Source organism: Bacillus cereus group sp. N6 (genome assembly GCF_016483705.1).
In the GTDB taxonomy this organism is placed as follows: Bacteria; Bacillota; Bacilli; order Bacillales; family Bacillaceae_G; genus Bacillus_A; species Bacillus_A wiedmannii.
The window spans coordinates 1-365 of sequence record NZ_JAEHBI010000236.1 but is presented as its reverse complement, the minus strand read 5'-3'; the positions used below and the strand labels follow the sequence as shown (position 1 = coordinate 365).

The following is a 365-nucleotide window of genomic DNA, read 5'->3' as shown; positions in this document are numbered from 1 at the left end:
TTATGAAAAGGTTAGTGAAAGCTTTTGGAGAACCAACGGTTCTCACAACAGACAAGGCTCCAGCCTTACTTTGTGCGTTTAAAAAACTGAAACATAACGGTTTTTATGTGCATACGAAACATTGCACCGTTAAGCATCTAAATAACCTCATCGAACAAGACCATAGACATATCAAACGACGTTTTGTTAAATCCGCAGGATTTCAAAATTTACGCCATGCTTCACGTACCATAAAAGGAATCGAAACGATTCATGCCATATACAAACAAAAGAGAAGTCAGATTCCAGACTTCTCTTTTTCGACGTACAAAGAATTACAGCAATTATTCAAAATTTCTTAAACGATAACCGTAGTTTATAAACGT

Annotated in this window: 1 protein-coding gene; it reads left to right on the top strand. The window is 35.9% G+C overall.

Annotated elements, in window-relative coordinates:
- The coding region (locus tag JDS99_RS31110) for a DDE-type integrase/transposase/recombinase (protein ID WP_199696512.1) at window positions 1–341 on the top strand (341 nt) is incomplete at its 5' end.
- Window positions 342–365 lie beyond the last annotated feature (24 nt).